The sequence below is a fragment of the Listeria sp. ILCC796 genome (assembly GCF_900186175.1).
Taxonomy (GTDB): domain Bacteria; phylum Bacillota; class Bacilli; order Lactobacillales; family Listeriaceae; genus Listeria; species Listeria goaensis.
The window spans coordinates 143656-164232 of sequence record NZ_FYBV01000003.1 but is presented as its reverse complement, the minus strand read 5'-3'; the positions used below and the strand labels follow the sequence as shown (position 1 = coordinate 164232).

Sequence of the window (20577 nt, the reverse complement as noted above, 5' to 3'; positions counted from 1 at the left end):
TCGGGGCATAACATTTTCCCAACCTTTTACTGTTCTTCTGCTTTTAATTGTTCTAACTCTAAATATTGAATTGCAAACATTGTTTTGGCATCGCAAATTGAAGCTTCTTCAATTAATTGCTTGGCTTCATCTAAAGTGACTTCTAAAACATTGATAAATTCATCATCATCTTGGGCTAAAGGTTTATTTTGTTTATGTAAGCCTCGTGCGACATAAATATGGATAATTTCATCAGCAAAGCCTGGTGCCGTGTAAAAAGAAGTTAATAACTCTAGTCCACTTGCCTTATAGCCTGTTTCTTCTTCTAGTTCACGTTGTGCTGTTTCTTCTTTTGGTTCATTTACTTCCATTTTACCTGCTGGAATTTCAACGACTGTTTTCTCTAAAGGTTTACGATATTGCTCGACCATAACAATTTTCCCATCGTGTGTAATCGGAATAATCCCCACTGCTCCCGGATGTTTAATGAGCTCTCTTTTCGCGATTTTACCGTTTGGAAGGCGCACATCTGCTACAGAAAGCTCCACAACACGTCCTTTAAAAATGGTTTCCTCACTAATTGTTTTTTCTTCTAAATCCTTCATTTAGAGCACCTTCTTTCTATTTATATATTTTAACATAAAATTTGGTCCGAGATGAATTTACATCGCACGACTGATAACATCATTTCTTCAATTATGGTATGATGAAGTCAAATCAAACATCCTTTCTAAAAAGAAAAAATCTTGTATAATGAAAGTAAGTAATCCCAAGAGATTACATAAATTTATTTTTTAGAATAGGTATCTGAAGGAGAAGATAAACAATGACTACATTTAAAAAGATTATGGCGTTTACAGGTTCCATTTTTATCGTCATCGTGTTATTCGGTATTCTTTCAGCCATCTTAAAGAGTAGCTGGCTTCTGATTGCTTTAATCACCATTGCTGTAGCTTCTATTCTGTTTTTCTTTTCTGCAAAAGCAGGTGACCAAGCTTTAACCGAAAAGACAGGTTTAACAAAAAAAGAATTCAAATATATTCGCTCAAATTTAGAGGAAGCGCGTCTTAAAATAATGCGCCTTCAAAAAATCATGTCTACAAATAAAGGACTCTATTCTTTTCAAGAACGTAACAAAACACTTCAACTGGCGAAAAGAATCTATGGGATTGTAAAAGATGAACCAAAACGTTTTTACGAAGCGGAAGATTTCTTCTTCTCCCACCTTGATTCACTTGTAGAACTTACTGAGAAATATGCTTTTCTTGAGAGCCAACCTGTTAAAGATAAAAAAATCTATCAAACTTTGTCAGACACTCGCTCACTTTTAAATGATTTGAGCCGTGTGATTGAAAAGGATTTGTTTACACTCCTTAATCAAGATGTTAACAGTCTTGATTTTGAGCTTGAAGTTGCTAAAAACTCAATTTCCAAGCAAAAACAAAAGTTCGAAAGGAGCTCGAAACATGAGTGAGAACAGTGAAAAAAAAGAATTAAATCAAACTGAATTACTTGAGAAAGATATGAATCATACATTAGATGATTTACTTAGCAATCCATTCGGAATGGATGATACAAAAAACACGAGCATTACGAATAGCGAAAATGACGCGGCGCCTCGCCTCGTAGATATGCTTCCTGAAAGCAATAAACGTCAGGCTCTTGAACTGAGCAAACAAATTGATGCGGGAAATCAGGCGGCCATTCTTGGATACGGTGCACCTGCTCAAGCGAAACTTCATGATTTTTCGCACTCAATGCTCGCCCACGTGCAGAAGCAAGATGTTGGTCCGATTGGGGATATCATTAGCGACTTGATGTATCGACTGCAAGAAGCTGATCCAGACGAGCTTGCTGCACGCAATAAAAATATTTTCACAAAAATGTTTCACCGTGTGAAACAATCGATTAATGAAATCACGTCAAAATATCAAAAAATTGGCACCCAAATCGACCGAATTGCTTTAAAACTAGAGCATTCGAAAAAACGCTTGATGGAAGATAACTCCTTCTTAGAGCAACTTTATGATAAAAATAAAGATTATTTTCAAGCTTTGAATATTTATATCGCGGCTGGCGAATTGAAGCTTGAGGAAATCAATGATAAATTGTTGCCTGAACTTCGCAAAAAAGCTGAAGAAACTGGCGATCAAATGGATTTCCAAGAAGTGAATGATTTGACGCAATTTGCTGACCGTCTTGAAAAACGTGTGCATGACTTAAAACTTAGTCGGCAGATTACGATTCAACAAGCACCGCAAATTCGTTTAATCCAAAATACGAACCAAGCGTTAGCTGAAAAAATTCAATCGTCCATTATGACGGCTATTCCGCTTTGGAAAAACCAAGTGGCGATTGCCTTAACACTTTTAAGACAACAACAAGCAGTTGAAGCACAACGTCAAGTTTCTGAAACGACAAATGAACTTCTGAAACGCAATGCTGACATGCTGAAAACAAACGCGATTGAAACTGCGCGTGAAAACGAAAGAGGTATCGTGGATATCGAAACGCTTAAACATACGCAATCAAGTTTAATTGAAACACTGCAAGAAACACTTAAAATTCAACAAGAAGGCCGTGCTAAACGTGCTGCAGCAGAAAAAGAACTCGTTTCTATGGAACAAGAACTAAAAGATCGTTTAATTGAATTACGTTAAAAATACTATAACTTAAACGTGTCGCGCAAAACTAGGCTTTGGAATCTCAAAGCCTAGTTTTTTAATGTGCGGTACATTAGTGTCACCGCGTAGAACTTGTCGTGAACGCGGAAATAATCGGGATACTCCCCCGCCACATTAAATCCGAATTTTTTATATAACAGAAAGGCAGCTCGGTTCTCACTCACAACTTCAAGCGTCAAAATGTGCAGGCCGGCTGTTTCGGCCGAATGGACAAGCGCCTCCAGCATTTGCGAGCCGATTCCTTGTCCCCAAAACGCTTTTTTCACAGAAAGTGAAATCTCCCCGCGGTGCGCCATTCGCTCTTTAGGTGGCACAATCACAAGCCCAACGCTAATCAGCTCATCATGTTCATAAGCCACGAGCATACAAGCCTTTTGATGATAAAAATAATCTTCGATGATGGCTTCTTCGTCTGAACGGGAAACTAAAAATTCATTTTTCCCAAAAGTTAAAAATGAAGTTTCTCCCCCAACACCGTTTAAATAACGAATAATATTTTCGGCATCCTTTTTTTCAGCAACGCGAATTGTAACCATATACTCCTCCTTTTATATACCTTCTAGGCGCATATTTTCAAAATGAATGGGTTTTAAGTTTGTGACGGTCAAACCGATTAGACGAATAGCTTCTTTACCATCATAAACATCATTTAGTAGCGCGGCTCCGGCTTCGTATATCATTTGGCGATCATGGATATAATCGGTAAGCGTCATCCGTTTTGTTATCGTCGTGAAATCACTATATCGCAGTTTTAAGACTACCGTTTTTCCGTGCTTTTGGATTTTAAGTAGTCGCGTTTCAATCTTTTCTGCAAACCGCATTAAACTTTTTTCAAGCAGAGCCTCATTTAAAACATTTCGTTCGAAAGTGGTTTCTTTCCCAACTGATTTACGGTCACGATGCGGATTGACAATGTTATTCGAACGACCTCGCACGTGGCGATACAAGTAGTAGCCATGTTTATGGAACTCTCGAATCAAATCCCATTCACTCCATGCTTTTAAGTCTTTACCCGTTTTTATGCCTAAACGATGCATTTTTTCGGAAGTTACTTTTCCTACTCCATAAAATTTGTCAATGGGAATAGTTTCTAAAAATTGTTCAGCTTTTTCTGGCGGGACGACTGTCAGACCGGCTGGCTTTTTATAATCGGATGCTATTTTAGCAATAAATTTATTGTAGGACACTCCAGCAGACGAAGTGAGGCCTAATTCATTGTATATCGCATATTGGATTTCCCTTGCGATAAGTGTTGCGGAAGTCATGTTTTTTTTATTTTCTGTCACATCTAAATACGCCTCGTCCAACGAGAGCGGCTCAATGATGTCCGTATAGCGTCTGAAAATATCGCGAATTTGGCTAGAGATTTCCATATAGTGCTCCATGTTTCCATGAATGAAAATCCCTTCTGGGCATAGCTTAACTGCTTGTTTTGTGGGCATTGCAGAGTGTACACCAAATTTACGCGCTTCATAAGAACAGGTCGAAACAACACCGCGCTTGTTTGGATCGCCGCCGATTATAAGCGGTTTCCCGCGGTACTCAGGATGGTCGCGTTGCTCAACAGAAGCATAAAACGCATCCATATCAATATGAATTATCTTTCTGCTCACATCCATGTTAAGCCACCCCTCTGAAAACGAACGTTTGTTCTATTTCTATTATACCAGAATCTTAATTTTTTTCAAGAAAAAAAACGCCTAATATGGCGTCATTTTTTCATGAAAGCATTTCGCCCAAAAAACTCGACGACACTCGGCATTACTTGATAAATTCTTGTCCCCATGTTCATCAAAAACGGCAAATTCACCTCGCGCCGATTTTTCCCAATGATTCGGATTGTTTTTTCAGCTACTTTTTCGGGTTTTAAAACGAAAAATCCTACGCTTTTTAAATACTCTCCTGATTCATCTGCAAGGTCAAAAAAGTTTGTCGCAATCGGTCCAGGATTCACCGTTGTCACCTTAATGTTGTCCGCCTTTAGTTCCATCCTTAACGCATTTGAATAGCCTAACACCGCAAATTTGGTTGCCGCATACGCACTCGATTTTGGCGTCGCAATTTTGCCGGCTTGAGAAGCAATATTTACAATATGCCCGCTTCGTTTTTCCTTGAAATGCGGAATAAAAAGTTGCGTCAAGCGAATGAGTCCCAAAACATTCGTATCAAACATCGCTTCCACCGTTTCAAACGGAGTGTTTTCTGCCGTTTCAAACAGACCAAAGCCAGCGCAATTGATTAGCACGTCGATATCGTGAGCCTGTAAAATTTCTTTGATTATTTGTTCCATAGCAAGAAAATCTGTCACATCGAGCGGGTAGACGTGTGTACTGACTTGGTAGTCACGTTCAATACGCGCACTAATTTCGGCAAGCTTAGCCGCATTTCGCGCAATCAAAATAACACTCGCTTCTGATTTCGCCGCATAATGGGCTAAATTTTCGCCAAGACCGCTTGAAGCGCCCGTTATTAGAACCGTTTTTCCTTTTAAAAAAGAATTCATTTTTGCCTCCTAAATAGTAAAACTAGCAAAGTCTTCAGCGATATCCGTATTTGGAAACACTTCACGCGCCTCGTCGCAAAGCTGTAAACTGGCTTCCTTGTCGTACCGCGAGCTAATATGCGTCAAAATAAGATGTTTCGCGCCAGCAATTTGGGCAAGCTTGGCCGCATCGGTTGTCGTTGAATGCATGTATTCTTTCGCCATCTCTTCTTTAGACGCTTCAAACGTTGCTTCATGCACAATGATATCTGCATTTTCCGCTAACGCTCGCTCGTTCTCTTGTGGCCTCGTATCACCAAAAATCGCAATAATGCGCCCTTTTTGTTTTGGCCCAATAAACGCCTCACCATCAATCATTCGACCGTCAGGAAGCGCCACTTTTTTTCCTTGCTTTAATTCCTGATAAAGTGGCCCTGCCGGAACCCCTTCCTGCTTAAGTCGTGCGGCATCAAGTGTCCCCGGCTTATCCGCCTCAACCAACCGGTAACCAAAGCTCGAAATGCCGTGATCGAGCTCATCACAAACAACTTGCCACTGATTGTCGCGGAAAATTTCGCCTGGTTCAACTTCTATGACCTGAAGTGGGTAGGTCAAATGAGAACCACTAAGTTCCAAAGAATTTTCGATAAAGGCAGCTATGCCCGTCGGACCATAAACTGTCAATTCTGTTTCTCCGCCTTGAAATGAACGGCTGCTTAAAAGACCGGGCAAACCAAAAATATGGTCGCCGTGTAAATGTGTAATAAAAATTTTTTCAAGTTTGCTTAGCCGAATTGAACTGCGCAAAATTTGATGCTGCGTCCCTTCTCCGCAATCAAACAGCCAAATCGCATTTCGCTCATTTAACATGGAAATGGCAATTGATGTGACGTTGCGATTTTTTGAAGGCACTCCCGCACCTGTCCCAAGAAAAATAAGTTCCATTTTTCTCCCAACTTTCTAAATCAATATGTTCCATTTTATCATACTCCTTCAAAAATGAAATGAATTCTCGAAATAAAACGTTTTCATTTTAAATTCACATTCTTTTTCTAGTTCAAACAGTTGCACAAACATACTTTAATGGATAAAATAGTATGGAGCTATAGAGCTTTTTGTGCTCGAATGGATTTATGTAATCCTTGTTAAAGCAGAAACGAGAAAGAGGGTAAGTGCGTATGACAGATAATTTAGAACAAAAAGCTTTGATTACAATTTTTGGCGGTACGGGAGATTTAGCAAATCGAAAACTTTACCCTTCGCTATATCATTTATTTAGCAAAGGCTATTTAAAGAAAAATTTTGCTGTAATTGGAACTGCGCGCCGGGAATGGAGTAATGATTTCTTTCGAGATAAGGTGAAAGAATCAATTCAAGATATTGCCGCTTCAAGTGCTGAAGCAGATGAATTTGCTAGTCATTTTTACTATCAGTCACATGATGTCACCAATAAAGAGTCCTACGTTTCGCTTAAAACATTGTCAGATGAACTTGATCAAAAATATGATTTAGCTGGCAATCGTATTTTCTACTTAGCTATGGCGCCGAACTTTTTCGGCATTATTGCAAGCCGCATCAAATCTGAAGGCTTTGTTGATACGAAAGGTTTCCATCGTTTAATTATTGAAAAACCGTTTGGGCATGACTTAGAAAGTGCTCATGAATTAAATGATTCCCTTCGTGAAGCTTTTCATGAAGATGAAATCTACCGTATTGACCATTACTTAGGGAAAGAAATGATTCAAAATATTTCCGTTATTCGCTTCGCTAATTCTATTATCGAATCACTTTGGAATAATCGTTATATTGACAATATTCAAGTTACGCTAAGTGAAGTTTTAGGTGTTGAAGACCGCGGGCGTTACTATGATGAAAGTGGTGCACTCCGCGATATGGTGCAAAACCATATTTTGCAAATTGTTTCCTTACTTGCTATGGAACCGCCTATTAAACTTTCCACCAAAGAAATTCGTCATGAAAAAGTACGAGCACTACGTTCTCTTCGCGTTTATGAAGGTGAAGAAGTGTTAGAAAACTTCATTCGTGGGCAATACGGTTCTGGTCACGCATTTGGTAAAGATTTAAAAGGTTACCGCGAAGAAGACAATGTGAATCCAGACTCCAATACCGAAACGTTTGTCGCGGCGAAACTATTAATTGATAATTTCCGCTGGACTGGCGTCCCGTTCTATATCCGAACTGGTAAACGTTTAGCTGCCAAAGCTACACAAATTGCGATTCACTTTAAAAACGTCCCAATGAACCTTTTTGGTAGCGATATGTCACTAGGCGGCAATGTGCTCGTCATTCATATCCAACCTAATGAAGGTATCACTTTACATCTTAATGTTAAAAAGCCTGGTCAAGGTATGGAAACCATGCCGATTAATTTAAACTACGCTCATTCTTCTCCAGACGGAATGAACACACCAGAAGCATACGAAAAACTCATTTTAGACTGCTTACGCGGTGATGCCACTTACTTCTCACATTGGGATGAGGTAAGTCTATCTTGGAATTTCATCGATCACGTAGCAGATGTTTGGAAAAACACGAAGGGACACTTCCCGAATTATAAACCTGGCACGATGGGGCCAGATGAAGCAGATGAACTACTCGCTAAGGATGGCTTTAGCTGGTTTAAAGTTCATGAAGAATAAAAAACAAGCGGCGAGGAATTAAATCCTCGCCGCTTGTTTTTAAACATTGTCCGCACTTTTATGGCTAATCGCAAAAGCTCTGCTTCTGTTTTTGGCTCCATTTGGGAATTTAATGCCTCTAATCTTATCATTACTTCCCTTAGCTGTTTATATTTTGGAGGGCCCAATCAATTTTCCCGCGCCCAGATTTTTCGAGAAAGTCATTTGCTTTTGAAAATGGTTGGCTTCCAAAAAATCCGCCATTTGCTGCAAGTGGTGATGGGTGTGTTCCTTTAATTAAATAATGTTTTGGATTCGTCACACCTTCTGCTACCTTTTGAGCGTGGTTGCCCCAAAGAATAAACACAAGTGGTTCGGGGTAATCATTTAGTTCAGCTAACACTCTTTTCGTGAAAGTAGCCCAGCCGTATGATTTATGGCTTCCCGCCTCCCCTTCCTGAACGCTCCAACTTGTGTTCATCATCAAAACACCTTGCTCCGCCCAACCACCTAAATAACCATGATTTGGCGCATCAATATTTAAGTCCGTTTTCAACTCTTTATACATATTTCGCAAGCTAGGCGGAATTTTTTGCCCCGGTTTAACCGAGAAACTAAGTCCATGCGCCTGCCCCGCGCGGTGATACGGATCTTGCCCGATAATGACCACTTTAGTCTTTTCATATGGGCATAATTTAAAACAGGAAAACATATCTTCTTCAGGTGGATAAACATTTCCTAAACGACGTGCCGCACCAACTTTTTCCATCAGTTCGACAAAATAAGTTTCATTCGCTTCCTGCTCTAAAAATTCACTCCAGCTTTTCATTAAGCTTACACCTCTTGCTTTCTTTTTTGACTAAAAAGAAAATATACGCCTAGCATACTTTCTAAGCCTCATCTTATGTATTTTTTTAGATTGCCCTAACTTATACTACAAAACGTAGTTATAAAAATTATATCATACCTAGAAGTTAAAAATAAAGTGCAAATTGATTATTCAAGCTTGAATTTAAATGGGCACATGCTAAAATGAAAGAGAATAATCTTAAAGGAGCAGTTGTAAAATGGCTGATAATTTGCAAGACTACATCGACAACGGGTTATATGGTCCGAAAGAATTGAATCCAGCAGAAAAAAAGAAATATTTGGGAACGTACCGAGAACGCGTCATTGTTGCGTTAAATAAAAGTGAAGTTCTTTCTAAAAAAATGTTGCCTGAACTAGAAGAAAAGGTTCTCACGTATGAAGGTTCCAAATTACTTTTAAATGGCGCACTTGGATACGCGCTGCTTCGGCCATATATTCAAATTGCTGAACGAACGAAACACGAGTTTTCAATTGTGTCACGTGAAGAAGAGGATACCGATATTTATCTCGTTTTAGCCGATACAAAAGAAGTGAATATCGAAGACGTCCATTTACATGCGGAGCAAAAGGAACCTGAAAACACAGAGAAACGCTCCCTTTTAGACAAAATCAAAGAAATTTTAAATTAGCATAGGAGGTTTAAAAGATGTTACACATAGTTGTTGTCGCATTATGCGCGCTAATGCTAATTCAATCACTTTACTTTTTCATTCGAAAAAACGTCAATATGGGCGTACTTTTCTTATTAATTACAGCCGCTTTATTCATGCTCACACGCATTTAACGGCTGATTGGACAAAATGGCTTGTTTCAATTTTGCCTGCATCACGCCAATTCCCGAGTAGCCAATGAGTGGCTGCACAAATTGCTGCGTACCACCTGTGATTTGTTCCAGAAGCGGACCATATTTTTTGCCACCAAGTAGAATAATTGATTCTTGATTTTCAAGTTTTAATGCGCGCCACTGCGCTTTTAGTGCGTCTAGTTGAATAGTTTCAGCTGTGACGCCTTTTTGATTGAAACGGACATCATATGTTTTCAAAAGGGTATCATTTGGGTGCAGGAATCCGTATTTGGGGGACAAAATCACGTATTCATCTGCAAATTTTTCTGCGTAAGCCTGACAGAGTTTATGAAACGTTCCAGTGTATGCTTTTCTTGCCTGACAAGGACCATATTTTGGATTTTTATCCCATATCTTAGGTTTCCCAGAAGGAATTATCATCATGTTTGATCCAGCTCCCAAAGTGTAATTTTCCCGCCTAGTTGCATTTCATCGTGGCCTTCTCGGTATTTAAAGCCGGTGCCTTGTAAAACATGTATCGAAGCTAAATTATGCTCAAATGACCGCGCAAAAATGCGGGTTATTTTTTTCTGCGCGACAAGCCACAAAACCATTTCAGCTAACGCCTCTTTCATGTATCCATGGCCTTGATAGCTTTCTACAATGCTGTATCCGAGCTCAATTTCTCCTGTTTCGTCGGGATTCCCTTGCCCACCAATTTCACCGATTACAATGCCTTCTTCTTTTAAGACAACAAGTTTTGTCCACTTTGTCATCTCAGGTTTGTTTTTCACATTTTCCAGAACATATGGTAAATAAAAAAAGAAATCGATTCCCGGCCATTCTTCTGAAACATCGTATCCCGTCACTTTTTCGAGCTCTGAAATACCTTTAATTGTGGCCTCAATCATTTCAAATGTATATTCAATTAAAAGCAACCGTTTTGTTTCCAAAGGTTCCATTTTATTCCCTTGCTTTCCTCATCAAATTTACTAATTTAAACTTATCAAAAAAAGCTCCACTTGTATACTTTTGGGTCCATCGTGATAAAAATATAATAATTTTAATCAAAAAGTAAAACTATTCTGTTTTCTTTTTTTATTTTCATCGAGAAAGCGTTTTCTTTTAAGTTATAGGTGGATTGTTATACCTGGTACTAATTTATCATTTTTCTATTCTCAATTATTGAATCGTCTAAACTGACAGAAAATTTTCAAATAACTGTTGACTTCTACGAGCAACACGTTTATATTTAATTATAACATTACATCACTTGCTAGATTTAAAGCTTTGATGTGGTAAATTATGAATGCTATATCCCATTTTGATTAAAAGGAGTTAATGACCATGAAACAAGTATCATTTAATGCCGTCATTACAATTTTATTACTCTAGCAGGACTTTGAATTCGCGATTTCAAGCGGTTTCGAGTCCTGTTTAGAATTACTAAATGGGATTCTTTCAAAGCATCCCATTTTGTTTGGAACAAAATTGGGGTGCTTTTTCTTTTGAAAAGATAGCTAGCATACATTTATTGTTTAGTAAATTCACAAAATTCTGCTTAGAAAATTTATGGTAGGAAAAGGGGTAGAAAAATGCGAAGTGATAAAATCAAAAAAGGTGTTGAACAAGCACCGGCAAGAAGCTTGCTGCATGCAACGGGGCAACTAAAAAGCCCGGGTGACATGAATAAGCCATTCATTGCAATCTGTAATTCATATATTGATATTGTTCCGGGTCACGTACATTTACGTGAACTTGCAGATGTAGCGAAGGAAGCTATTCGCGAAGCTGGCGGTATTCCATTTGAATTCAATACGATTGGTGTAGATGATGGGATTGCGATGGGACATATTGGTATGCGTTATTCCCTACCAAGTCGCGAAATCATTGCGGATGCGGCAGAAACTGTTATTAATGCGCACTGGTTTGATGGCGTGTTTTATATTCCGAATTGCGATAAAATTACGCCCGGCATGTTGCTCGCATCAGTTCGGACAAACGTCCCCGCTATTTTTTGTTCAGGTGGCCCGATGAAAGCTGGTCTTTCAGCAACCGGAAAAGCGTTAACGCTCTCCTCCGTTTTTGAAGCTGTTGGATCATTTAAAGAAGGCTCGATGTCGAAAGAAGAATTTTTAGATATGGAAAAAAACGCGTGTCCAACTTGCGGTTCATGCGCAGGAATGTTCACTGCCAACTCCATGAATTGTCTGATGGAAATTCTTGGTCTTGCTCTTCCGGGTAACGGGACGACACTCGCAGTTTCGGATGACCGGCGCGAACTGATTCGGAAATCGGCTTTTCATTTGATGGATTTGGTTAAAAAGGACATTCGTCCAAGAGATATTGTTACGAAGGATGCCATTGATGATGCGTTTGCGCTTGATATGGCGATGGGCGGTTCAACCAACACGGTACTGCACACGCTCGCGCTTGCTAATGAAGCCGGCATCGATTATGAGCTTGAGCGAATTAATGATATTGCAGCTCGTGTACCCTACCTTTCAAAAATCGCCCCGTCTTCCGCCTATTCGATGCACGATGTTCATGAGGCTGGTGGCGTTTCTGCCATAGTGAAAGAACTTGTGGAACTTGAAAATGCGATTCACCCTGACCGAATCACGGTAACGGGCAAAACGATTCGCGAAAATGTAGCGGATGCGGCAATCAAAAATGAAAAAGTCATTCATCCGAAAGAAGATCCTTATAGCCCTGTTGGCGGGTTATCCATTCTCTTTGGCAACATTGCACCAAAAGGAGCGGCGATTAAAGTCGGCGGTGTAGATCCGTCCGTTCAAGTGTTTAAAGGCGAAGCGATTTGCTTTAGTTCACACGATGAAGCGGTTGAAGCGATTGATAATCATACCGTAAAAGAAGGTCACGTCGTGGTCATTCGCTATGAAGGTCCAAAAGGCGGGCCGGGAATGCCAGAAATGCTCGCACCAACCTCTTCTATCGTTGGTCGCGGACTTGGTAAAGATGTGGCGCTCATCACAGACGGTAGATTTTCCGGAGCAACTCGCGGCATTGCCGTCGGTCATATTTCACCAGAAGCAGCAGCGGGTGGTCCGATTGCACTCGTTCGGGACGGTGACCAAATTATCATCGACTTGCCGAACAGAACGCTAAACGTGGACGTGTCAGATGCCGAACTTGAAGCGCGCAAACAAGAACTACAACCTTTTAAAGCAAAAGTAAAAACGGGTTATTTGGCTCGTTACACAGCGCTCGTCACATCGGCTCACACAGGCGGCGTTATGCAAATTCCAGAAGACTTATTAGATTAAAACGAGGTGATGAAGATGCTAAAAAACGAAGTAAGCGACACGGCAGCAAAAACAGGCGCCGAACTGCTAATTGATGCCTTGAATAAACAAAACGTTGAAATGATTTTTGGCTATCCGGGTGGTGCCGTTCTACCGCTTTACGATGGATTTTATGACTGCAATATTCCGCATATTTTGGCAAGACACGAACAAGGTGCCATTCATGCGGCGGAAGGTTATGCGAAAGTGACGGGCAAACCAGGCGTTGTTGTTGTGACAAGTGGGCCTGGTGCTACGAACGTGCTAACTGGAATTGCTGATGCCATGAGCGATTCAATTCCTTTAGTCGTTTTTACTGGCCAAGTTCATACGCCGGGAATTGGTAAAGACGCCTTCCAAGAGGCTGATATGATTGGGCTAACCATTCCGATTACAAAATACAATTACCAAGTGCGCGATGTGCGTGACTTACCACGAATTGTAAATGAAGCATTTCATATTGCGACAACCGGTCGAAAAGGCCCTGTTGTAATTGATATTCCAAAAGACATTGGAATTGCGCATACGGATGTGGTACATCCCGATACAATTGATTTACCGGGATACCAACCTACTTACTTACCGAATCCGTTGCAAGTAGAAAAATTGATGCAGGCGCTTGAAAAAGCGAATAAGCCGCTCATTTTAGCAGGTGCAGGCGTAAATCATTCGCGCGCGACGGCTGAACTTTTAGAATTTGCAGAACGTTATGAAATACCAGTTGTGAATACCTTACTTGGTCTTGGGAGCTTCCCTTCTGATCACGAACTTTTTCTTGGTATGGGCGGTATGCATGGCTCCTATGCTGCCAACATGGCGCTAACAGATTGCGATTTGCTCATCAACTTTGGTTCACGCTTCGATGATCGTTTAGCAAGCGCGCCAAAAGAATTTGCCAAACACGCTGTTATTGCTCATGTTGATATTGACCCAGCGGAAATTGGTAAAATTATTCCGACGCAAATTCCTATTGTGGCAGACATTAATGAAACGCTACAGCAAATTTTAAAAATGGATTTAGCGGACAAGGAAGATATTGCCCACTGGCACAAATTAAATATGACGCGAAAAGAACGACATCCTTATTCATATGACCGGAAACAAAATGCTGAGATTAAACCGCAAAAAGTAATTGAACTCGTTGGTGAATTAACAAATGGTGAGGCGCTTGTGGCAACGGACGTTGGGCAGCATCAAATGTGGGTGGCACAATTTTATCCTTTCCAATTTGACCATCAAATTATTACAAGTGGCGGTCTAGGCACGATGGGCTTTGGGATTCCAGCTGGGATTGGCGCAAAGTTAGCTTTTCCAAATAAAACGGTCGTGGCTTTTGTTGGCGATGGTGGCTTTCAAATGACGTCGCAGGAACTGGCGATTTTAAATGATTACGGCATCGCACTTAAGACGATTATTTTAAACAATGGCTCTCTTGGGATGGTCAGACAGTGGCAGGAAAAATTCCACAATGAGCGCTTTTCACATTCCATTTTCCAAAGTCAGCCTGATTTTGTGAAGCTTAGTGAAGCATACGGGGTCAAGAGTGTACGCATCACAGCCCCTGAAACGCTTGAAGCGAAATTACGCGAAGCTTTTTCACACGATGGTCCTGCTGTCATTGATGTTCATATTTCAAAAAATGAGCTCGTGCTGCCGATGGTGCCGAGTGGAAAACCGAATCATCAGATGGAGGGAGTCGAGTGAGATGCGCAGAATTATTACGGCAACGGTGAACAACGCTTCGGGGGTTTTGAACCGGATTACGGGTGTCATTTCGAGGCGACAATATAATATCGATAGTATTTCGGTTGGTTGGACAGAAACCCCGAATGTATCGCGGATTACGATTGTTGTTCATGTGGACTCACTGTATGAAATTGAGCAAGTGACGAAGCAATTAAATAAGCAAATTGATGTGTTAAAGGTTAGTGATATTACAGATGATCCGCATATTGAGCGTGAATTAGCACTTGTGAAAATTAGCGCCCCTGCTTCTGTTCGTGCGGAGCTCACTGCTGTGATTGAACCTTTTCGAGCGACGATTATTGATGTCGGTGCAAAAAGCATTGTCATTCAAGTTGCGGGAACGAGTGAAAAGGTAGACGCCTTTGTCGATGTTGTCAGACCTTATGGAATTAAACAAATGGCAAGAACTGGTGTGACTGGCTTTACACGCAGTCCGAAAAAAAATTAGGTAATGAATTACCCTATAGAAAAAATTTGGAGGTTAGGAAAATGACAAAAGTTTATTATGAAGATGCAGTAAATGGAAATGCTTTAGAAGGAAAAACGGTTGCGGTTATTGGGTATGGTTCGCAAGGTCACGCCCATTCTCAAAATTTACGTGATAATGGAAATAACGTTATTATCGGTATTCGTGAAGGTAAATCAGCGGAAGCGGCAAGAAATGATGGTTTTAAAGTATATTCTGTCAAAGATGCTGCTGAAAAAGCTGATGTGGTCATGATTTTGCTTCCTGATGAGACACAAGGAGAAGCTTATGAAAATGAAATTAAACCCGGCCTAGAAGCTGGCAATGCACTTGTTTTTGCACATGGTTTTAACATTCACTTTGACGTTATCACGCCGCCAAGTGACGTGGATGTATTTTTAGTAGCGCCAAAAGGTCCTGGGCATCTTGTTCGTCGCACATTCGTTGAAGGCGGTGCAGTCCCTGCCCTGTTTGCAGTTTACCAAGATGCAACTGGAGGCGCGCGCGATGTTGCTTTATCTTATGCAAAAGGTATCGGAGCAACACGTGCTGGCGTTATTGAAACAACCTTTAAAGAAGAAACGGAAACAGATTTATTCGGTGAACAAGCTGTTCTTTGCGGCGGTGCTACACATTTAATCCAAGCTGGTTTTGAAACGCTTGTGGAAGCGGGTTACCAACCTGAACTTGCTTACTTTGAAGTGCTGCACGAAATGAAATTAATTGTGGATTTAATGTATGAAGGCGGTATGGAAAAAATGCGCCACTCCATTTCAAATACGGCGGAATACGGTGATTACGTATCTGGTCCTCGCGTTGTGACGGCGGATACGAAAAAAGCAATGAAAGAAGTACTTACGGATATTCAAAACGGAAATTTTGCCAAAGCCTTTATTGATGATAATAAAAACGGCTTTAAAGAATTCCACCGTTTGCGTGCTGAACAAAAAGGACATCAAATTGAGGAAGTTGGCGCGAATTTACGTCGTATGATGCCATTTGTAAATCCTAAACAAGTTGAACAAGTCAAATAATTTTGTTCCATCAAATAAATCTAATGAGGTGAAATCGAATGAAAAAAATCCAGTTTTTTGACACTACACTTCGCGACGGCGAACAAACCCCTGGAGTAAATTTTGATGTAAAGGAGAAAGTTAGAATCGCCTTACAACTGGAAAAACTTGGTGTAGATGTCATCGAAGCCGGTTTTCCGATTTCTTCTCTAGGTGATTTTGAATGCGTGAAAGCCATTAGTGAAGCCGTTCAAACATCTAGTGTAACTGGTTTAGCACGTTGCCGGGAACAGGACATTTTACGGGCACATGAAGCGCTAAAACATGCGAAAAGCCCGCAACTGCATATTTTTCTTGCGACAAGCGACGTCCATATGCAGTACAAACTCAAAATGACCAAAGATGAAGTTTTGGCTTCTATCAAACACCACGTTACTTTTGCTAGAAAGCTATTTAACATTGTTCAATTTTCGCCAGAAGATGCGACGCGGACAGATCGGGCGTTTCTAATTGAGGCCGTTCAAACCGCCATTCATGCTGGCGCAAAGGTAATTAATATCCCTGACACGGTCGGCTACACGAATCCTACCGAATTTGGCCAGCTCTTCCGTGACCTAAAAGCGAACATTCCAGAATTTGATGATGTGATTTTTTCCTCGCATTGTCACGATGACCTTGGAATGGCAGTTGCCAATTCGCTGGCAGCAATTGAAAACGGTGCGCTCCGCGTGGAAGGTGCTATTAATGGCATCGGCGAACGTGCGGGCAATACTGCACTTGAGGAAGTCGCTGTAGCGCTCCACATTCGGAAGGATTTCTACCAAGCGGAAACGAATATAACACTCAATCAAATTAAGGCGACGAGCGATTTGGTAAGCCGGCTTTCAGGCATGCCGGTTCCGCGCAACAAAGCGGTTATTGGTGGCAATGCCTATGCGCATGAATCGGGCATTCACCAAGATGGTGTGCTGAAAAATCCGGATACGTATGAGATTATTACGCCAGCTCTTGTTGGCGTTCAAAAAAATTCGCTACCACTTGGGAAGCTTTCTGGGCGGCACGCGTTCACAGCACGCATGGAGGAACTCGGCTATTCGCTTTCGGAAGCGGAACAAAACGAAGCCTTTAAACAATTTAAAAATCTTGCTGATGTTAAAAAGGAAATCTCCGAGGCAGACTTGCATGCGTTAGTGGCTGGTCAAGCGGCTGAAACAGCGGAAAATGAATCGCTGACTCACCTCCAAGTGCAATTTGTGACAGATGGCGTTCAGGCGGCGGTCGTTAGAACAGAGGGACAAGATGGCGTGCGCGAAGACGCTGCGACTGGAGCTGGAAGCATTGAAGCGATTTACAACACGATTAATCGTCTGCTAAATCAAGACGTTACGCTCGTGAATTATCACATTCAAGCCATTACTCCTGGTCAAGATGCACAAGCGGAAGTTCATGTGGTTATTAAAAATCAAGCGGGCCATGAAATTCACGGAATTGGCATTGACCATGATGTGCTGACCGCAAGTGCGAAGGCATACTTAAATGCAAGCACGAAAAAAATGCCTGAAACAGAAAAGTCATTTGAGGAGGCACGCTAAATGGAGTATACGATTACAGCACTTCCAGGCGACGGGATTGGACCAGAAATTATGGAGGCTGGTCTTTCTGCGCTAAAGGAAATTGAAAAACAATTTGGTCATACGTTTCAAATTAAAACTTGCGCGTTTGGTGGGGCGGCAATTGATTTGACAGGCCAGCCATTTCCAGAAGAAACGCTTCAAGCATGTCTAAGCGCTGACGCCATTTTGCTTGCGGCAATTGGAGGCCCAAAGTGGGATGATGCACCGATTCGGCCGGAACAAGGCTTACTTGCTCTTCGGAAATCACTCGGTTTGTTCGCAAATATTCGTCCTGTACAGGTGTCTAGAAGTATTAGCCATCTCTCCCCTTTAAAACAAGAGATTGTAAATGGCACTGACTTGGTGATTGTGCGGGAGCTGACGGGTGGGCTTTACTTCGGTGAGCCGAAGCGTTTCGACGCAGACAGCGCGGTAGATACGCTCGTTTATTCTGCTGAAGAGATCCGTCGAATTATCGTTCAGGCGTTTGAAATTGCGAAAAACCGCAAGAAAAAAGTGACTTCGGTTGATAAAGCGAATGTACTTGCATCGAGCAAATTGTGGCGCCAAATCGCAAATGATGTGGCGGCGGACTATCCTGACGTTACACTCGAACATCAATATGTGGACGCATGTGCGATGCATTTGATTCAAAATCCGCGGCAATATGATGTGCTCGTTACGGAAAACATGTTTGGTGATATTTTAAGTGACGAAGCTTCTGTTTTGTCTGGCTCACTGGGCATGCTTCCTTCGGCGAGTTTTGCGGAAAATGGACCTTCGCTTTATGAGCCGATTCACGGATCTGCGCCTGATATTGCGGGTCAAAACGTAGCAAACCCAATTTCGATGATTTTATCAGTTGCGATGATGTTAAGGGAATCTTTCCACTTGGAAGCTGAGGCGCACGCACTGGAAACCGCTGTAAATGATACCTTAATAGCCGGGTTTTTCACAAAAGATTTAAAGGGCGAAACGAGTACGACGGCCTTTACGACAGAAGTTCAAAAACGGATTAAAGGAGGCGTTACACATGGGTAAGACGCTATTTGATAAATTGTGGGACCGTCATGTGATTTACGGGGAAGTTGGTGAACCACAGTTATTATATGTTGATTTGCATCTCATTCATGAAGTGACTTCTCCGCAGGCGTTTGAAGGGCTTCGCATGGGAAATCGTCCAGTAAGACGGCCAGATAAGACGTTTGCGACGATGGATCACAACGTTCCGACTGAAGATATTTTTAACATTCAAGACTTAGTAGCGAAAAAACAAATTGAAGCTTTGCAAAAAAACTGTCGCGATTTTGGTGTCACACTTGCCGATGTAGGTTCTGACCGACAAGGAATTGTGCACATGGTGGGCCCTGAAACGGGGCTGACACAACCTGGGAAAGTCATTGTATGCGGTGACTCGCATACGGCGACACACGGGGCCTTTGGCGCGATTGGTTTTGGGATTGGTTCAAGTGAAGTGGAACATGTTTTTGCGACGCAAACCATTTGGCAGCAGAAACCGAAGTCGATGGGCATTGAAATTACGGGCGAGCTGCAACCAGGCGTTTATGCGAAGGATATTATTTTGCATTTAATTGCCACTTATGGCGTTGCTTTTGGAACGGGATATGCCATTGAATATTTCGGCGATACGATATCGAAGCTCACGATGGAAGAACGTATGACCATTTGCAATATGGCAATTGAAGGTGGCGCAAAAATGGGCATGATGGCGCCAGATCAAACGACATTTGACTATGTTCGCGGACGTGAATATGCACCGCAAGATATGGAAGCGGCCATTACAGATTGGCAGACGCTGAAAACAGACGACGACGCTACTTATGATTTGCATCTTCAAGTTGACGTTTCCACTCTCGAACCTTACGTCACATGGGGAACGAATCCTGAAATGGGCGTGCCGATTTCCCAGCCGTTCCCAGCGATTCAAAATATTAACGATGAGCGTGCCTACACTTACATGGGACTTACTCCTGGCGCACGCGCCGAAGATATTGAGCTCGGATACGTCTTTATCGGTTCGTGCACGAACGCACGGATTTCTGATCTTGAGGAAGCGGCTAAAATCATTGCGGGGAAAAAAGTTAAACCGGGGATTCGCGCACTCGTCGTCCCGGGTTCGCGCAAAGTCCGTTTTGAAGCAGAAAAGCGTGGTTTAGATGAGGTGTTTAAGGCGGCCGGATTTGAGTGGCGCGAGCCTGGTTGCTCAATGTGTCTTGGGATGAATCCCGACCAAGTGCCAGATGGTGTGCACTGCGCCTCGACGTCCAACCGTAATTTTGAAGGACGACAAGGGAAAGGTGCTAGAACGCATCTCGTCTCCCCTGCTATGGCCGCGGCAGCAGCTATTCACGGCAAATTTATTGATGTTCGAAAGGAGGCTGTTCTTAGTGGAAGCTATTCAAATTCATAAAGGGCAAACGGTGGCGCTCATGAATGATAACATCGACACCGACCAAATTATTCCAAAGACCTTTTTAAAACGAATTGAAAAAACGGGATTTGGTGAATTTCTGTTTGATGAGTGGCGCTATTTGCCAAATCGTAAGCCAAATCCTGAATTCCCGCTTAATGCGGCTGACAGACAAAACGCGACGATTCTAGTAACTGGCGACAATTTTGGTTGCGGCTCGTCGCGCGAACATGCCGCTTGGGCGCTACTTGATTACGGCTTCCGGGTCATCATTGCCGGTGGCTACAGCGACATTTTTTACATGAACTGCACAAAAAACGGAGTCCTCCCCATTGTGTTGCCTGCTCTGGCACGCGAGAAACTGTCCAAAATTTCCTCCGAAGAAGAAATCGTTATCGACTTGCCAAATCAAGAGGTGCGAAGCTCTGTCGGTCAATTTTCATTCACGATTGACCCCACTTGGAAAGAAAAGTTTTTGAACGGACTCGACGATATCGCGATTACGCTCGAACATTTAGATGCCATTTTGGCGTATGAAGAAAAAATCGAAACCAAATAGAAAGGT

The 20577-nt window shown here is 41.9% G+C and carries 21 protein-coding genes; 13 read left to right on the top strand and 8 right to left on the bottom strand.

Features of this window, described 5'->3' with window-relative positions:
- Nucleotides 1-26: 26 nt before the first annotated feature.
- Entirely contained in the window at nt 27-584 is a 558-nt protein-coding gene (locus tag CFS04_RS05435; protein ID WP_088809612.1) for an NUDIX domain-containing protein, read from the bottom strand.
- Between the two features lie 221 nt (nt 585-805).
- On the opposite strand from CFS04_RS05435, the gene CFS04_RS05430 reads away from it, so the two are divergent.
- Both CFS04_RS05430 and CFS04_RS05425 read left to right on the top strand, forming a co-directional pair.
- The gene (locus CFS04_RS05430; protein WP_088809611.1) at nt 806-1453 is read left to right on the top strand and encodes a 5-bromo-4-chloroindolyl phosphate hydrolysis family protein; all 648 of its coding nucleotides are present in this window, start codon (nt 806-808) and stop codon (nt 1451-1453) included.
- Complete coding sequence (locus tag CFS04_RS05425; RefSeq protein ID WP_088809610.1) at nt 1446-2639, top strand: toxic anion resistance protein; 1194 nt, start codon at nt 1446-1448, stop codon at nt 2637-2639. Before CFS04_RS05430 ends, CFS04_RS05425 begins: the two co-directional genes overlap by 8 nt.
- A 53-nt stretch (nt 2640-2692) precedes the next feature.
- On the opposite strand, the gene CFS04_RS05420 is transcribed toward CFS04_RS05425, so the two are convergent.
- The 4 genes from CFS04_RS05420 to rnz form a co-directional block, all read right to left on the bottom strand.
- Nucleotides 2693-3199, bottom strand: a complete 507-nt coding sequence (locus CFS04_RS05420; protein WP_088809609.1) for a GNAT family N-acetyltransferase — start codon at nt 3197-3199, stop codon at nt 2693-2695.
- 12 nt (nt 3200-3211) lie between these two features.
- Nucleotides 3212-4282: a DNA polymerase IV gene (dinB, locus tag CFS04_RS05415; RefSeq protein ID WP_088809608.1), complete on the bottom strand. Its 1071-nt coding sequence runs from the start codon at nt 4280-4282 to the stop codon at nt 3212-3214.
- A gap of 92 nt (nt 4283-4374) precedes the next feature.
- Nucleotides 4375-5166, bottom strand: coding sequence for an SDR family oxidoreductase (locus CFS04_RS05410; RefSeq protein WP_088809607.1), 792 nt, complete (start codon nt 5164-5166; stop codon nt 4375-4377).
- Nucleotides 5167-5175: 9 nt separating this feature from the next.
- Nucleotides 5176-6090, bottom strand: coding sequence for a ribonuclease Z (rnz, locus tag CFS04_RS05405; protein WP_088809606.1), 915 nt, complete (start codon nt 6088-6090; stop codon nt 5176-5178).
- A 233-nt stretch (nt 6091-6323) separates the two neighbouring features.
- Here rnz and zwf point away from each other — a divergent pair, with 233 nt between their 5' ends.
- Nucleotides 6324-7805: a glucose-6-phosphate dehydrogenase gene (gene zwf / locus CFS04_RS05400; RefSeq protein WP_088809605.1), complete on the top strand. Its 1482-nt coding sequence runs from the start codon at nt 6324-6326 to the stop codon at nt 7803-7805.
- Between the two features lie 139 nt (nt 7806-7944).
- Here the strand turns inward: zwf and CFS04_RS05395 are convergent, their stop codons facing one another.
- Entirely contained in the window at nt 7945-8613 is a 669-nt protein-coding gene (locus CFS04_RS05395) for a uracil-DNA glycosylase (RefSeq protein WP_088809604.1), read from the bottom strand.
- Between the two features lie 238 nt (nt 8614-8851).
- Here CFS04_RS05395 and CFS04_RS05390 point away from each other — a divergent pair, with 238 nt between their 5' ends.
- A complete protein-coding gene (locus CFS04_RS05390) occupies nt 8852-9283 on the top strand; it encodes a YueI family protein (RefSeq protein WP_088809603.1) in 432 nt (143 codons plus the stop codon).
- Nucleotides 9284-9300: 17 nt separating this feature from the next.
- Nucleotides 9301-9438 carry a hypothetical protein gene (locus tag CFS04_RS12985; protein ID WP_088809602.1) on the top strand — a complete coding sequence of 46 codons (138 nt, stop codon included), beginning with the start codon at nt 9301-9303 and terminating at the stop codon, nt 9436-9438.
- Here CFS04_RS12985 and CFS04_RS05380 read toward each other — a convergent pair.
- Together CFS04_RS05380 and CFS04_RS05375 are read right to left on the bottom strand one after the other, a co-directional pair.
- A complete protein-coding gene (locus tag CFS04_RS05380) occupies nt 9415-9882 on the bottom strand; it encodes a DUF6884 domain-containing protein (RefSeq protein ID WP_088809601.1) in 468 nt (155 codons plus the stop codon). The two genes, CFS04_RS12985 and CFS04_RS05380, sit on opposite strands and share 24 nt — an antisense overlap.
- Complete coding sequence (locus CFS04_RS05375; RefSeq protein WP_088809600.1) at nt 9879-10400, bottom strand: GNAT family N-acetyltransferase; 522 nt, start codon at nt 10398-10400, stop codon at nt 9879-9881. The genes CFS04_RS05380 and CFS04_RS05375 overlap by 4 nt, the downstream gene beginning before the upstream one ends.
- Nucleotides 10401-11033: 633 nt before the next feature.
- On the opposite strand from CFS04_RS05375, the gene ilvD reads away from it, so the two are divergent.
- Genes ilvD through leuD form a run of 8 tightly spaced genes read left to right on the top strand, consistent with a single transcriptional unit; the run spans nt 11034 to nt 20571 of the window.
- The gene (gene ilvD / locus CFS04_RS05370) at nt 11034-12725 is read left to right on the top strand and encodes a dihydroxy-acid dehydratase (RefSeq protein WP_088809599.1); all 1692 of its coding nucleotides are present in this window, start codon (nt 11034-11036) and stop codon (nt 12723-12725) included.
- A 9-nt stretch (nt 12726-12734) separates the two neighbouring features.
- Nucleotides 12735-14447, top strand: coding sequence for a biosynthetic-type acetolactate synthase large subunit (gene ilvB / locus CFS04_RS05365; RefSeq protein ID WP_179946381.1), 1713 nt, complete (start codon nt 12735-12737; stop codon nt 14445-14447).
- Between the two features lies 1 nt (nt 14448).
- The gene (ilvN, locus tag CFS04_RS05360; RefSeq protein ID WP_088809597.1) at nt 14449-14937 is read left to right on the top strand and encodes an acetolactate synthase small subunit; all 489 of its coding nucleotides are present in this window, start codon (nt 14449-14451) and stop codon (nt 14935-14937) included.
- A gap of 41 nt (nt 14938-14978) precedes the next feature.
- Nucleotides 14979-15989: a ketol-acid reductoisomerase gene (gene ilvC, locus CFS04_RS05355; protein WP_088809596.1), complete on the top strand. Its 1011-nt coding sequence runs from the start codon at nt 14979-14981 to the stop codon at nt 15987-15989.
- A 38-nt stretch (nt 15990-16027) separates the two neighbouring features.
- Nucleotides 16028-17560 (top strand): 2-isopropylmalate synthase, encoded by a 1533-nt coding sequence (locus tag CFS04_RS05350; protein ID WP_088809595.1) that lies wholly within the window; start codon nt 16028-16030, stop codon nt 17558-17560.
- The gene (leuB, locus tag CFS04_RS05345) at nt 17561-18622 is read left to right on the top strand and encodes a 3-isopropylmalate dehydrogenase (RefSeq protein WP_088809594.1); all 1062 of its coding nucleotides are present in this window, start codon (nt 17561-17563) and stop codon (nt 18620-18622) included.
- A complete protein-coding gene (gene leuC / locus CFS04_RS05340; protein WP_088809593.1) occupies nt 18615-20012 on the top strand; it encodes a 3-isopropylmalate dehydratase large subunit in 1398 nt (465 codons plus the stop codon). The genes leuB and leuC overlap by 8 nt, the downstream gene beginning before the upstream one ends.
- Nucleotides 19990-20571 carry a 3-isopropylmalate dehydratase small subunit gene (gene leuD, locus CFS04_RS05335; protein ID WP_088809592.1) on the top strand — a complete coding sequence of 194 codons (582 nt, stop codon included), beginning with the start codon at nt 19990-19992 and terminating at the stop codon, nt 20569-20571. The genes leuC and leuD overlap by 23 nt, the downstream gene beginning before the upstream one ends.
- Nucleotides 20572-20577 lie beyond the last annotated feature (6 nt).

What these genes read in the sequence shown, in the direction of transcription:
- CFS04_RS05435 (WP_088809612.1), bottom strand. Translation starts at nt 584, where the DNA reads ATGAAGGATTTAGAAGAAAAAACAATTAGTGAGGAAACCATTTTTAAA.
- CFS04_RS05430 (WP_088809611.1), top strand. Translation starts at nt 806, where the DNA reads ATGACTACATTTAAAAAGATTATGGCGTTTACAGGTTCCATTTTTATC.
- CFS04_RS05425 (WP_088809610.1), top strand. Translation starts at nt 1,446, where the DNA reads ATGAGTGAGAACAGTGAAAAAAAAGAATTAAATCAAACTGAATTACTT.
- CFS04_RS05420 (WP_088809609.1), bottom strand. Translation starts at nt 3,199, where the DNA reads ATGGTTACAATTCGCGTTGCTGAAAAAAAGGATGCCGAAAATATTATT.
- dinB (WP_088809608.1), bottom strand. Translation starts at nt 4,282, where the DNA reads ATGGATGTGAGCAGAAAGATAATTCATATTGATATGGATGCGTTTTAT.
- CFS04_RS05410 (WP_088809607.1), bottom strand. Translation starts at nt 5,166, where the DNA reads ATGAATTCTTTTTTAAAAGGAAAAACGGTTCTAATAACGGGCGCTTCA.
- rnz (WP_088809606.1), bottom strand. Translation starts at nt 6,090, where the DNA reads ATGGAACTTATTTTTCTTGGGACAGGTGCGGGAGTGCCTTCAAAAAAT.
- zwf (WP_088809605.1), top strand. Translation starts at nt 6,324, where the DNA reads ATGACAGATAATTTAGAACAAAAAGCTTTGATTACAATTTTTGGCGGT.
- CFS04_RS05395 (WP_088809604.1), bottom strand. Translation starts at nt 8,613, where the DNA reads ATGAAAAGCTGGAGTGAATTTTTAGAGCAGGAAGCGAATGAAACTTAT.
- CFS04_RS05390 (WP_088809603.1), top strand. Translation starts at nt 8,852, where the DNA reads ATGGCTGATAATTTGCAAGACTACATCGACAACGGGTTATATGGTCCG.
- CFS04_RS12985 (WP_088809602.1), top strand. Translation starts at nt 9,301, where the DNA reads ATGTTACACATAGTTGTTGTCGCATTATGCGCGCTAATGCTAATTCAA.
- CFS04_RS05380 (WP_088809601.1), bottom strand. Translation starts at nt 9,882, where the DNA reads ATGATGATAATTCCTTCTGGGAAACCTAAGATATGGGATAAAAATCCA.
- CFS04_RS05375 (WP_088809600.1), bottom strand. Translation starts at nt 10,400, where the DNA reads ATGGAACCTTTGGAAACAAAACGGTTGCTTTTAATTGAATATACATTT.
- ilvD (WP_088809599.1), top strand. Translation starts at nt 11,034, where the DNA reads ATGCGAAGTGATAAAATCAAAAAAGGTGTTGAACAAGCACCGGCAAGA.
- ilvB (WP_179946381.1), top strand. Translation starts at nt 12,735, where the DNA reads ATGAAGATGCTAAAAAACGAAGTAAGCGACACGGCAGCAAAAACAGGC.
- ilvN (WP_088809597.1), top strand. Translation starts at nt 14,449, where the DNA reads ATGCGCAGAATTATTACGGCAACGGTGAACAACGCTTCGGGGGTTTTG.
- ilvC (WP_088809596.1), top strand. Translation starts at nt 14,979, where the DNA reads ATGACAAAAGTTTATTATGAAGATGCAGTAAATGGAAATGCTTTAGAA.
- CFS04_RS05350 (WP_088809595.1), top strand. Translation starts at nt 16,028, where the DNA reads ATGAAAAAAATCCAGTTTTTTGACACTACACTTCGCGACGGCGAACAA.
- leuB (WP_088809594.1), top strand. Translation starts at nt 17,561, where the DNA reads ATGGAGTATACGATTACAGCACTTCCAGGCGACGGGATTGGACCAGAA.
- leuC (WP_088809593.1), top strand. Translation starts at nt 18,615, where the DNA reads ATGGGTAAGACGCTATTTGATAAATTGTGGGACCGTCATGTGATTTAC.